Consider the following 12,725-nt stretch of genomic DNA (forward strand, 5'->3'; position numbering starts at 1 on the left):
TCAATATTAAGCCTCTAGGTTATATTTAAATAGTTTTTTGTTAATTCTATAATTTATTAATGTATGCACAAATAAAGTCCAGCAGCTAAAGCAGATCCGATAAATGGTCCAAAAACAGGAACCCATGCGTAATCTGCATTAAAAGAAGCTTTATTTTTAATAGGAACTAATGCATGAATTATTCTAGGTCCTAAGTCCCTTGCTGGGTTGATTGCATAACCTGTTGTTCCGCCTAGTGATAAACCAATAGCCCATACTAGAAAAGTTACTGGCAAAGCACCAATAGAACCTAACCCAATCGGCGTAGTAGAATCTAGTTCAGCATCTTTAAAGTGCAATATTGTAAAGATCAATACAAAAGTTCCAATGATTTCACTTAGTAGATTTCTTGGTAAATTTTTGATTGCAGGTGCAGTACAGAAAACAGCTTGTTTTGCCCCAGCATCTTGGGTCTGATCGAAATGGTCTTTGTACATAGCCCAAACAAAAAATGCGCCCACCATTGCACCTGCAAGTTGAGCCAGCATATAACTTAACGCAGCAGATACACTTAATTTCCCCATAATCAATACGGATAATGTTACAGCACAATTTAGATGTGCGCCACTGTATGGTCCAGCTATGGTCACACCGACGAATACAGCAACAGCCCATGCAGTTGCAATTACAATCCAACCAGAATTGTGACCTTTAGTTCCACTCAGAACAACGTTCGCAACAACTCCACCCCCGAGGAGTATCATTACTGCTGTGCCAATAAATTCAGCTAATATAGGTGTCATAATATGAGTCAATTAGTATAAATTAATCTTTATAGTTCGCCCAAAATTTAGCTGTCTCCGTTGCTCTTTTCCATTCACGCAACAGCTTTTTATTTGAATTTTCATCTGCAGCATGGTCAAATGCTTTATCTTCTTTCCACAGCGATTTCAATTCTTCAATATCATTCCAAAAGCCTACTGCTAATCCTGCTAAAAATGCTGCACCCATGGCAGTAGTTTCTGTGATTGCTGGACGAATTACTTTAGTTTGCACAATATCAGCTTGGAATTGCATTAGGAAATTATTGTTCGTAGCTCCTCCATCCACGCGTAATTCTTGTATTTTATTCGCTGAATCAATTTCCATTGCTCTTAAGATGTCGTGCGTTTGGTAAGCAATACTTTCCAAAGCAGCACGTGCAATATGTGCATCTTTTGAGCCTCTTGACAAACCCACAATAGTTCCGCGAGCATTAGCATTCCAATGAGGCGCCCCTAAACCTGAGAAAGCGGGAACTAAGTAAACCCCATTCGTATCTGAAACACTTGTCGCTAAAGCTTCTACTTCAGAAGATTTTTTAATAATTCCTAATTCGTCGCGTAACCATTGTACAACTGCGCCACCAATAAAAATACTTCCCTCTAATGCGTATTTCACCTCATCGCCAATTTTCCAAGCAATCGTAGTCACCAATTTATTTTTCGAAACAACCGGCTTATTACCAATATTCATTAACATGAAGCAACCAGTTCCGTATGTGTTTTTCACCATACCTTCTTCAGTACACAGTTGACCAAAAAGTGCTGCTTGTTGATCTCCCGCAATACCTGCAATCGGAATATTCACATTACCAATTTCTAGAGAAGTATGCCCGTATAATTCAGAACTGCTAGCTACTTCTGGAAGCATAGATTTAGGAACCTCGAAAATATCCAATAATTCTTGATCCCATTCTAAGGTGTTAATATTCAAAAGTAATGTACGCGATGCATTGGATACATCTGTAACGTGTTTTTCTCCTTTAGTTAGGTTATAAACCAACCAAGAATCTACCGTACCGAAAGCAAGTTCTCCATTTTCGGCCATACGACGTGCTCCTTCAACATTTTCTAAAATCCAATTAATTTTAGAAGCAGAAAAATATGCGTCAATAAGTAAACCTGTTTTTTCTTGAATTAATGTGTCTAAACCTTTTTCTGCAATGGATTTGCAGTAATCAGCTGTTCGACGATCTTGCCAAACAATAGCATTATAAATAGGTTTACCTGTTTTACGATGCCATACAATAGTGGTTTCACGTTGATTGGTAATACCAATACCTTTTATAGAATCAAGTTTTACGTTTGCTTGAGCAACAACTTCGGTCATCACGGCTAATTGCGTTGACCAAATTTCTTGTGCATCATGCTCCACCCATCCTGATTGAGGATAAATTTGTTTGAATTCTTTTTGTGCAACCTCCACAATCTCCCCATCGTGGTTGAATAGGATAGCACGAGAACTCGTTGTACCTTGATCTAAGGAAAGAATGAATTCCTTTTTCATATCAAATTTGGTTTATAGTGTTTACTATTAATTTTAAAGTGTATAATTCTTTACTAACGCGGAATATGCTTCGGTTTGTGCATTAATCCAGTTTTCATCTTTTTGCAATTCGGCAGCCATTAATTGTGCTACACGAGGCGCTACCTCAAGTGATGCTTTTGCGTCCAATAGAAGGAATCGAATTCTACGCGCCAAGAAATCTTCAATATTGTAAACCATTTCATTTCGGCTCGCCCATACCACTTCAGCTTCAATGAAATTATAGTTTTGATGTAATTTAGCTCCTAATGCTGGATTTTCTTTAACTAATTTTTGAATTTCATCTGTATCTGAACCGTACACTTGCCAATGTCCCTCACGTCTTTCTGTGGAGTATCCGTGGATTTGTAGGGTAGTAGTTCTACAAGGCTGTGGTATCAGACCAGCTTTCGAAATTGCCAGATCAACGGTTTCTTCTGCCATTTTGCGATATGTGGTCCATTTGCCACCAGTTATTGTAATAAGTCCAGATATGCTGGTTATTAATTTATGATCTCTAGAGATTTCTTTCGTACTGTTACTATCGTTGTCAGTAGGAGCAGCTAATGGTCTTAAACCTGCGAACACACTTAGTACGTCTTTTCTTGTTGGAGCATTATCCAGATATGCATCAGCTGTACTAAGAATAAATTCGATCTCTTCTTCTAGTGGTCTAGGCTCAATCTGGTGTGCATTCAATGGCGTATCTGTTGTGCCTAATAACACCTTGTCGTGCCATGGCACACCGAATAGAACGCGTCCATCACTAGTTTCAGGAATCATTAAAGCGTCTATATTTCCTAAGAATTTTTTGTCAATAACAATATGTGCTCCTTGACTTGGTCTTACCAAATTTTTATGTGCTGACACATCTAGCTTCAATATATCATCAACGAATATTCCTGTAGCATTAATTACAGCTTTCGATTTTATAGCATATCTTTTGTTTGAGTCTTTATCTATAAACTCAATTCCTGTGACATTACCACTGGTATCTTTTGTAATCGCGGATACTTCTGCATAATTTAATACTACAGCACCGTTTTCAACAGCCGTTTGCCCGAGATTTAATGCCAAACGGGCATCATCAAATTGACCGTCAAAATATTGGATACCTCCTATTAGATTCTTCTGTTTTACTTTTGGAAGTTTTTCGATAACCTCAGACTTACTTAATAGAGTAGATTTACCTATACGAAGTTTTCCTGCTAACCAATCATATAATTTCAAGCCTATCAAGAATTTCATTTTTCCGAATAAACTGTATGAAGGAATTACAAAGCTTTGAACGAAAGAAACATGAGGCGCATTTTTGAAAATTAACCCACGCTCTTTCAATGCTGACATTACTAATTTTACATCGCCATTTGCCAAATAACGAACTCCTCCGTGAACTAACTTCGTACTCTTGCTCGAAGTGCCCTTTGCAAAATCATATTTCTCAACAAGTAATGTTTTGTAACCTCTTGACGCGGCATCTACAGCTATACCCAGTCCTGTCGCACCACCACCTATAATCGTAATATCCCACTTTGGAGTGCTTTCAATGCTTTTAATCGCTTCGCTTCTAGTAAATTTCATTTTGATATGATGTAATTGTGTTATGGTTATCGCAATAAAAGTACTAATAATCGTAAATAAACGAAAGGAAAAGAAGATTATTTTTTCTTTTTCTTTCGTTTTGGAATTAATTTCTAAATTAGACCATTATGAATAACGTCGAACGCCACCAGTACATTATTAAAGAAGTAAATCAAAAGGGACATGTTTCGGTAGTAGAACTATGCGAAAGTCTAAGTGTATCTTCTGTAACAATTCGAAAGGATCTACAATTTTTAGAAGATTCTGGATTGGTGTATCGTACGCATGGAGGTGTGACTAAGCAAAATCCTTATCAAACGGATCGCTCCGTGATAGAAAAGGAAAAATTACATGAAAAGGAGAAGATTGAAATTGCTAAAGCAGCTGCGAAATTTATTACAGCAAATGACTCGATTATTATTGGTTCAGGTACGACAACACAATTCTTTGCTCGTCAAATTGCTCCACAAGAGCAACTGACAGTAGTGACCTCAGCTTTGAATGTTACATTAGAATTATTAAAACATGCTAATGTAGAAGTGATACAATTGGGTGGAAGTGTACGACATACTTCTTCATCTGTAACGGGACAATATGCGATGCATATATTGGATCAATTCTTTTGCTCTAAGCTATTCCTTGGTGTCGATGGAATTGATTTAGAATATGGTATTTCAACGACTAATGCACAGGAAGCTTTATTAAACCAAAAAATGATTTCAGTCGCTCAACAAGTAATTGTTTTGGCGGACTCCAGCAAATTTGGACGTAAAAGTTTTGGTAAAATTGTAGATTTTTCAAATATAGATGTAGTCATTAGCGACGATATTCCAAAACCATTTCAAGAATTATTTGACGCGATGGGTATTCAGACTATTGTCTGTAAATAGATTGTCGTAAACAAATTCTAAAAATTTTTGTTTAACTTATTGTATGACAATAAGTAATCTGTATAAAAATATCCTACCATTTGTTAAACCTTATAAAAACTTAATATTTCTAGCTTTAGGATTAACAATTATTGGCTCCTTTGCTGCTCAAATTAATGCATTTGTACTGAAGTTTACTGTAGATAAAATCAGTGATATGCTTGTAAATAAAACTCCTCTTCAACAGGGAATGCATATTATTGGAGTTATTTCAGCAATTTTATTGGGTAAGGAAATTGTATACTCCATAGTGCAGTTTGGACAGAAGTTTTATGGTGAGAAATTAAAAATTATGATCGCCCGTGACTTTTCACAGAGTATAGTTGAGAAAATTTTAACCTATAAAATGGCTTTTTATACTACTGAATCTAATGAGTCGGGTAAGTTGCAAACTCGTATTGATGCTGGTATAAGTTCATTAACTAGATTAGTCCAAAATTTCTTTATAGATATTTTACCTCTCTTTACTACTGCTATTGTAGCACTCGTATTTATGTTCTCTGCCAATTTTTATGTAGGATTAATAGGTCTATTTATTGTGCCGATTTATTTTTATATAGCGCAGTTGCAAGCGTCAAAATTATCTGGATTTCGTAGAAAAATGCGTTTTTATAGAGAGAATAAAAGTAACCAAATCATAAATCTTATAGATTCAATTACAGTGATTAAGTCCTTCGTACGCGAAGATGTGGAGGCAAAAAGGCATCGTGAAATTCAGTATGATATGACCGAAAATCAAATGTCAACGCGTAAGACGAGTTATTTATTTGATAGTTTTAAAAGTTTCATTGAGCAAATTGGGATTGTATTGGTGATTATTCTTACAGCATATTTTGTTTTGAATGAGCGGATGACTTTAGGCGCGATTATGTTTCATATTATGTTGTTTAACAATGTGTCTGCTCCAATACGCCAACTGCACCGTATATACGATGAGGTTAACGATGCTTTAATTTATTCAGAAAGTTTTTTTGAGATTTTAAAAGCGGATGATCAAAAGGAATTGACAGGGAATTATCGTCCAGAAAAAATTGTTGGGGCGATAGAAATGCGTAACGTCAATTTTGAATATCCAAATGGAACAGCAGCATTGCATGATGTTTCTATGCGAATAAAGCCTAATGATATTACCGCTTTGGTAGGTTTGAGTGGTGCTGGAAAAAGTACAGTTATAAATGTATTGGATAAGTTTTATTCGCCTACTTCTGGTGAAATTTTTCTCGATGGAGTAAATCTAAAAGAATACGACACGCATTTCCTACGTGAAAATATTGGTTTGGTATTACAAAAGAATCACATTTTCAAAGGAACCATTGCAGATAATATTAGATACGGAAAAATAACAGCCACGCAAGATGAAGTTATTGAAGCCGCTCAAAAAGCATATATTCATGAGCAAATTATGGAATTACCAAAAGGATATGATTCCGAAGCTCATTTATTGTCTGGAGGTCAGCAACAACGTATTGCTATCGCGCGAATGTTTTTGAAAAATCCGCCAATAATATTTTTAGATGAACCAACAGCTAATTTAGATGCTATTGCTACAGAACAAATTAAAAATAGTCTTGACGCCATCAAAGTTGGCAGAACGGTAGTTATTGTTTCTCACTCTATTTCTCAAATAATTGATGCTTCGCATATTATTGTGATGGAAAAGGGTAGGGTGGTAGAAGATGGAACCCACGAAGATCTCTATGATCTCAAAGGAACTTACCATCGCATATTTTCTGCTATGGCTAATAGTTTAAATATCGATAAGATAACTAAAAGTATGCAAGATAATTAAAGTCTATGTGGGCTATTTTTAGGAAAGAATCTATACCATATTTTTTTTCCAAAACGAATACTTAAATAAAGTAGAATTATTGCAATGATGACAGCCAGCAGGGGTAAAAAAACTGCTAAAACACTCATTACAGTAGCTCCAGTGTTTTCAACTGTTGATACCACAGAATTTCCTAATCCAGCCGTTCCAGAGCTTGAGGCTAATCGAAATCCCGATAATGCAGTACTGATTGTCGCTGCTGTACCACCTCCAGCTATTACGCCTAATCCCCAGCGCAAAATTTCATTTGATTCCACAAATTGTGACGAAAATAGTAATGTTCCAGCAACAGCTGATAATGGAATAGCTATAGAGTCCAAAACATTATCAATGAATGGGATATAATAGGCTAATATTTCAAATAGCATGGCAATTCCTAGGATGAGCAGAGCTGTAAAACTACCTAACCATTGCCAATTGTCTTGTAATGGAATCCATTGGAAGTAGGAGGCTAGACTCACAAAAAACAAAGGCAGAAATACACGAAAGCCAGTTGCAGTAGCTAAGCCAATTCCAATAAATAAGCTTAAAATATAAGGTCCAATTTGTTCCATCATATGATTATTTATACTTAAAATTACTATTCTAAATGTGTATAAACAAAAAGAGTGAAAGACAATGCTTTCACTCTTCATAACAATATACTTTATTTATCTAAAACTTAGCACCTATAGTAAACATTGCGTTTGTTCTGCGTAGATTCAAATCTGCAATTGGTTCAAAACTTCCGCTATCATGCCAAAAGTTACTCAACTTATACGGAGACACACTAAATGTATTTACCTGATGAACGAGCGCAATATCGGCATATATACTATTTGATAATTTAAAGCCTAATCCCACACTACCGCTCATATTTGATTCTTCAGAATATTTATACGGATTACCCAAATAATTGAATCCTGCACGTCCGCTGATTGTATTTGTTAACAAATATTCTCCACCCACACGTACATTTATTGCTCCTTTTAATTCGTCTTTTAAAGTGTTATTTATTCCTTGGTATGAACTAAATCTGGATGGATTACTGTAGCGAATAGTATTATATGTTAGATATTCCATTTCAGCACTTAGTAAACCTCTGTTAAAGAATTTTGTCGCACCCAAAGCAAATTTCCATGGTGTTGCAATGTTGTAGTCTTCATCGCTAGAGTACATGTCAGACTCATAAGTATAAAAACTCGAATTGGAATTCATATCAGGAAAGAAGCTAACATCTGTAAAAGCATTTGTCGTTTCAGTAATGGATAGTAATGTAGGCGTGGTAATTGTCAAGCCGATATTCCAATCTGTAGTGGGTTTGTAAATCATTCCTAATTTAAAATCCACTCCTGATCCTTCACTAATTTGGGAGTAGTCATCTAATAGCTGATAGCTTTTATCGCCAAATTTTATATAGTCAGCTGAAGTAGGGTCTGCAAATTCTGAATCAGGGTTGTGTTTAGCAACATCAACAGCCAATTTGGTTAGACCATTTTCCTCGAAAATTTTGCTTTTCTCATATTTAAAAAAGGAAAGACCTAATGTACCACCTATATAAAATTTATTATTATAATTACCACCAAACGCAATAGCTGTAGTATTATGTGATCCTTTTGTTAATACATCATTTATTTGGTCTTTATCATCAAATTCTACAGCCAAAGGAAAATAACCTTTTGTGGCATCTGCAAATTCTTCAACAAGATAAGAGTTGTAAAAATCTGATTCAAAATTCTTGTCGTAATCCATAATATCCGTAAGATTATTAACAAACGACGTTTCTTTATTAACTCCACTATATATGATAGAATTATTAAAGTTATGCTTTTTGTTATAACTTATACCAACATTCACGTTCTGCCAACCGGCATAACCACCTATTTGGTTTCTACTTGGAAAATTAAAAACAATACCAGCTTGAGAAATACCAAAGTTGCCTTTGCTGCTGTTGGAATTTGTGCCTAGAAAATCAGCTTTATTGCTGTTTCGCAAGTAATCCAATGTAATGGAGATATCTGAACGACTAAAAAATCCAAGACCTGCAGGATTACCATTTATAGCACTAATGTCTCCACCAAGAGAAGTTTGCACATTTCCCATACCTTTAATACGCGCAGAAGCTGGATTACCATCTTTGGAAAAAGTTACGGCATCATCCACGGACTGTGCTTGGGCATATCCCCAGAATGCACTGGAAACAAAAACGGAAAGTATGATTTTTTTTATATTCATGAATTTATTGTCCAAAGTTTATAGAAATGCCAGTCTTTTAGGACTGGCAAATATTTAAAATTTATTATCTTCTTGATGAACGAGAGCTTGATCCAGATGAACTTGAAGAGCTTGAACCTGAACTTCTAGAAGAAGAGCCCGATGAACTGCTTCCTACAGACGATGATCCTCTTGATGAAGAACTAGAGGAAGGGGTGTAGCTCGAGCCTCTACTTCCCGAAGAACTGCTTGAAGAAGGAGTGCTAGTTGGCCTTACGCTTCTGTCTGTAGTTGTAGATCGTGAAGAGGATGGTGTAGTTGCACCACGTTGAGTAGAAGTTGTACCTCTTTGAACAGTTCCTCTATTATTATTTGTATTTGTTGATCTTTCTGATACACTGCGTGAAGTCGTACCTCTCTCGGTTGCACCTCTATTTGATGTGTTTGTTGATCTATCAGACACACTACGTGATGAGGTACCTCTTTCTATAGTGCCACTTTCTCTACGAACCGAACTTGCTCTGGTAGAACCGTCGCTATTACGAGTTGCAACTCTAGATCCAGTTACTATTCGTCCACTTGCATCTCTGCTAACGCTACGAGAGGTAGTTCCTTCTGTAGATCTTCGTGAAGATCTATTACTCACGCGAGAATCATATGAGCCGCGATTGGTCGAACGTACTGAAGAGTATGTTGGACGTACTCTATACCCATTTCCATAACCAGTATTACCATAATATCCATAATATGGATGTCCCCAGCGGCTGTAATAAGAGTTATGTCCCCAAAAAGACCCATAACGGTACGGATTACCCCATCCCCAGCCATAAGAGTAGTAAGGATTTCCCCAACCCCAATTATATCCAAAATGTGAATACGGATAACCCCAACCAAAACCTAAAGACCAATTTGAACCCCAGCCCCAATTAGACCATCCTAATCCCATGCCACCATATCCATATCCAAACCATGGGTCGAAAAACGGATCATAATAGCTCATGCCAGGAGCAGCGTAGTAGAATCTGTTGATACGATTAGCGTATTCTAAATCTTCATAACCATCTTCATAATATTCTTCATCAGAATACTCGTCTGCATAATAATCATTATTCTGTTGTGTATACTGTTCGTCCGTGTAGTAATAATCCGGACTTTGGTAAGGCTGATCAACATTCGCTTGGCGATTGTTGTACATGTCGTCCTTGTAAGCGATTTGCTTACTTGTCGAACAAGAACTAATAGCCACCGCTACTGTTAATGCCAAACTGCTAAATACTATTCTCTTCGCTTTCATAATATCTTTCTCGCTAGTTGTTGTAGATAATCCAACGTCTTTTTATTATCTTAGACGCGAATTTTAGCAAAGGTTTAATACCTCTTATCAAAAATATAAATAAATTTTTACAGCAAGAGAATATATACTTTTTTAACATATATTTTCGGATTATAAGTTATCGTATAAGCAAATGAGTAAAGGAATAACAAGTCGTAGTGAAGATTATTCACAATGGTATAATGATCTGGTAATCAAAGCGGATTTAGCAGAATACTCTGCAGTGCGAGGATGTATGGTGATTAAGCCTTATGGTTATGCTATTTGGGAGCGTATGCAAGCAATTTTGGACAAGCGTTTCAAAGAAACAGGACATAGTAATGCATACTTCCCGTTGTTTATTCCCAAATCATTTTTTTCCAAAGAAGCATCTCACGTAGAAGGTTTTGCGACAGAATGTGCTGTAGTGACGCATTACCGTCTTAAAAATGATGGCAATGGAAATATTATCGTTGATGAAGATGCAAAACTGGAGGAAGAACTAATTGTTCGTCCAACATCAGAGACTATTATTTGGAATACGTACAGAGGCTGGATTGAATCATACCGTGACTTACCGATTTTGGTTAATCAATGGGCAAATGTTGTGCGTTGGGAAATGCGTACGCGTTTATTCTTACGTACAGCTGAGTTTTTGTGGCAAGAAGGTCATACCGCTCATGCTACTTCAGAAGAAGCTATAGCGGAAGCTCAACAAATGTTGGATGTGTATGCTGAATTTGCGGAAAAAACATTAGCTGTACCCGTTATTCGTGGTCGTAAGACAGAAAATGAGCGTTTTGCTGGAGCATTGGATACGTATACTATCGAAGCATTAATGCAAGATGGAAAAGCATTACAAGCAGGTACTTCTCACTTCTTAGGACAAAATTTTGCGAAAGCATTTGATGTAAAGTTTACATCAAAAGAAGGTAAGCAGGAGCATGTTTGGGCTACCTCATGGGGTGTTTCTACACGTTTAATGGGTGCATTGATTATGGCGCACTCAGACGATCAAGGTTTGGTATTACCTCCAAAATTAGCACCTATTCAAGTGGTAATTGTTCCGATTTTCAAAACTGAAGAAGAGAAAGCTCAAATTGATGCTTTTGTTGATTCTTTGACTGCAGAATTGAAAGCAGCTGGTGTGTCTGTCAAATTTGATGATCGTGATACACAACGTCCTGGATTCAAATTTGCAGAATGGGAATTGAAAGGTGTGCCTTTGCGTGTAACAGCTGGTGCACGTGATATGCAAAATGGTCTAGTAGAACTAGCGCGTCGTGATACACAAACAAAAGAAACTGTTTCGCAAGAAGGTTTGGGGCAGAGAATAATTGCTTTATTAGATGAAATTCAAGATAATATCTTTAATAAAGCATTAAACTTCCGTAATGAGCATATCACAGAAGTAAATTCTTATGAGGAGTTTAAAGAAGTATTGGAAACAAAAGGTGGTTTTGTGTCATGCTTTTGGGATGAAACAGTAGAAACTGAGAAACGCGTAAAAGAAGAAACAAAAGCAACAACACGTTGTATTCCTTTGGATTATACGGATGATAAAGAAGGTGTTTGTATTTTTACAGGTAAACCTACTACAAAACGTGTGCTTTTTGCGAAAGCTTATTAAAATTTATTCATAAATATTTAGAGAGAGCAAAGATTATTCTTTGCTCTTTTTGTTTAAATTAGTTACATGAGAATATTGATTTTAGGTTGCGGTTGGGTAGGAGAAGATGTTGCTAAGTATTATATCGAAAATGGTTTTCAAGTCTATGCTACTTGTACTTCTATAGAGAAGAAAGAATTTCTAACAGCTCTAGGTTTACAAGTTGCCCTTGTGAATTTTGATGAGGAATCTACTATAGCCGAATTTCCTTCAAACTTTGATTTTGTATTGAATAGTATTCCAGCAAGTTCTCGTTCTTCTATGGAAGAAATAGCTATACGATTTCAAAATGTACGTCGATATTTGAATCAAATTCAGGTCAAGAAGCAGATATTTTTGAGTTCTATTGGTATTTATCCAGATAGGGATGGAGTATTTGATGAAACTTATACAAAGTATTTGAATGAACGATTACTGTTAAGCGAAAACTCAATTCAACTTGATAATACATTTATTTATAGATTAGGTGGATTGTTTGGAAAGAATAGAATTTTTGCTAAATATTTTTCGAATCGCGTATGTACTACAGGCGAACAACCTGCTAATTTTATTCATGTACATGATGTAGTATCATTAATCGTAAAAGGATTTGAATCGGATTTAAATCATTCGATTTATAATCTTGTAGCACCCGATCATCCGACCAAGCAAGAAGTTATAATAGCATCTGCTAAAAAATACGGATTTGATTTACCCTCGACTTTTGATTCTGAAAATTCCTTTCAAAAAATAGTTGATGGTTCAAAAATAGTTAAGGAAATTAATTTTAGTTTTAAGTATTTTTCTCCTTTAAATTTTTAAACCTCAATATAATGGCGAAAGATTATCATATCGTTTATGGAGATAATGCATAATCCTCCCTTATCCAATATTCTTCTATTGACTTTA

Annotated in this window: 10 protein-coding genes; 4 read left to right on the plus strand and 6 right to left on the minus strand. The window is 36.0% G+C overall.

Features of this window, described 5'->3' with window-relative positions:
* Window positions 1-56 precede the first annotated feature (56 nt).
* The 3 genes from GOQ17_RS04535 to GOQ17_RS04545 are packed head-to-tail and all read right to left on the minus strand — an operon-like array spanning window position 57 to window position 3,906.
* A complete protein-coding gene (locus GOQ17_RS04535) occupies window positions 57-782 on the minus strand; it encodes an MIP/aquaporin family protein (RefSeq protein ID WP_159635414.1) in 726 nt (241 codons plus the stop codon).
* Between the two features lie 22 nt (window positions 783-804).
* Complete coding sequence (glpK, locus tag GOQ17_RS04540; protein ID WP_159635417.1) at window positions 805-2,307, minus strand: glycerol kinase GlpK; 1,503 nt, start codon at window positions 2,305-2,307, stop codon at window positions 805-807.
* A gap of 33 nt (window positions 2,308-2,340) precedes the next feature.
* Complete coding sequence (locus GOQ17_RS04545) at window positions 2,341-3,906, minus strand: glycerol-3-phosphate dehydrogenase/oxidase (RefSeq protein WP_159635420.1); 1,566 nt, start codon at window positions 3,904-3,906, stop codon at window positions 2,341-2,343.
* A gap of 128 nt (window positions 3,907-4,034) precedes the next feature.
* Here GOQ17_RS04545 and GOQ17_RS04550 point away from each other — a divergent pair, with 128 nt between their 5' ends.
* Both GOQ17_RS04550 and GOQ17_RS04555 read left to right on the plus strand, forming a co-directional pair.
* Window positions 4,035-4,796, plus strand: coding sequence for a DeoR/GlpR family DNA-binding transcription regulator (locus GOQ17_RS04550; protein WP_159635423.1), 762 nt, complete (start codon window positions 4,035-4,037; stop codon window positions 4,794-4,796).
* 43 nt (window positions 4,797-4,839) lie between these two features.
* Window positions 4,840-6,624 (plus strand): ABC transporter ATP-binding protein, encoded by a 1,785-nt coding sequence (locus tag GOQ17_RS04555; protein WP_159635426.1) that lies wholly within the window; start codon window positions 4,840-4,842, stop codon window positions 6,622-6,624.
* Here GOQ17_RS04555 and GOQ17_RS04560 read toward each other — a convergent pair.
* The 3 genes from GOQ17_RS04560 to GOQ17_RS04570 all read right to left on the minus strand — a co-directional run bounded on the left by GOQ17_RS04560 (window position 6,621) and on the right by GOQ17_RS04570 (window position 10,150).
* Complete coding sequence (locus GOQ17_RS04560) at window positions 6,621-7,220, minus strand: DUF4126 domain-containing protein (protein WP_159635429.1); 600 nt, start codon at window positions 7,218-7,220, stop codon at window positions 6,621-6,623. The genes GOQ17_RS04555 and GOQ17_RS04560 overlap by 4 nt on opposite strands.
* 97 nt (window positions 7,221-7,317) lie before the next feature.
* Window positions 7,318-8,877: a PorV/PorQ family protein gene (locus GOQ17_RS04565; RefSeq protein ID WP_159635432.1), complete on the minus strand. Its 1,560-nt coding sequence runs from the start codon at window positions 8,875-8,877 to the stop codon at window positions 7,318-7,320.
* Window positions 8,878-8,941: 64 nt separating this feature from the next.
* Window positions 8,942-10,150, minus strand: coding sequence for a hypothetical protein (locus GOQ17_RS04570; protein ID WP_159635435.1), 1,209 nt, complete (start codon window positions 10,148-10,150; stop codon window positions 8,942-8,944).
* A gap of 172 nt (window positions 10,151-10,322) precedes the next feature.
* Here GOQ17_RS04570 and proS point away from each other — a divergent pair, with 172 nt between their 5' ends.
* Together proS and GOQ17_RS04580 are read left to right on the plus strand one after the other, a co-directional pair.
* Window positions 10,323-11,798: a proline--tRNA ligase gene (proS, locus tag GOQ17_RS04575; protein ID WP_159635438.1), complete on the plus strand. Its 1,476-nt coding sequence runs from the start codon at window positions 10,323-10,325 to the stop codon at window positions 11,796-11,798.
* 66 nt (window positions 11,799-11,864) lie between these two features.
* Window positions 11,865-12,638, plus strand: coding sequence for a Rossmann-fold NAD(P)-binding domain-containing protein (locus GOQ17_RS04580; RefSeq protein ID WP_159635441.1), 774 nt, complete (start codon window positions 11,865-11,867; stop codon window positions 12,636-12,638).
* The last annotated feature ends 87 nt before the right edge of the window (window positions 12,639-12,725 follow it).

This window comes from Sphingobacterium composti, assembly GCF_009829075.1.
Lineage (GTDB): Bacteria > Bacteroidota > Bacteroidia > Sphingobacteriales > Sphingobacteriaceae > Sphingobacterium > Sphingobacterium composti.

Excerpts from the sequence above, each read along its gene's own strand:
- GOQ17_RS04535 (WP_159635414.1), bottom strand. The coding sequence starts at position 782 with ATGACACCTATATTAGCTGAATTTATTGGCACAGCAGTAATGATACTC.
- glpK (WP_159635417.1), bottom strand. The coding sequence starts at position 2,307 with ATGAAAAAGGAATTCATTCTTTCCTTAGATCAAGGTACAACGAGTTCT.
- GOQ17_RS04545 (WP_159635420.1), bottom strand. The coding sequence starts at position 3,906 with ATGAAATTTACTAGAAGCGAAGCGATTAAAAGCATTGAAAGCACTCCA.
- GOQ17_RS04550 (WP_159635423.1), top strand. The coding sequence starts at position 4,035 with ATGAATAACGTCGAACGCCACCAGTACATTATTAAAGAAGTAAATCAA.
- GOQ17_RS04555 (WP_159635426.1), top strand. The coding sequence starts at position 4,840 with ATGACAATAAGTAATCTGTATAAAAATATCCTACCATTTGTTAAACCT.
- GOQ17_RS04560 (WP_159635429.1), bottom strand. The coding sequence starts at position 7,220 with ATGATGGAACAAATTGGACCTTATATTTTAAGCTTATTTATTGGAATT.
- GOQ17_RS04565 (WP_159635432.1), bottom strand. The coding sequence starts at position 8,877 with ATGAATATAAAAAAAATCATACTTTCCGTTTTTGTTTCCAGTGCATTC.
- GOQ17_RS04570 (WP_159635435.1), bottom strand. The coding sequence starts at position 10,150 with ATGAAAGCGAAGAGAATAGTATTTAGCAGTTTGGCATTAACAGTAGCG.
- proS (WP_159635438.1), top strand. The coding sequence starts at position 10,323 with ATGAGTAAAGGAATAACAAGTCGTAGTGAAGATTATTCACAATGGTAT.
- GOQ17_RS04580 (WP_159635441.1), top strand. The coding sequence starts at position 11,865 with ATGAGAATATTGATTTTAGGTTGCGGTTGGGTAGGAGAAGATGTTGCT.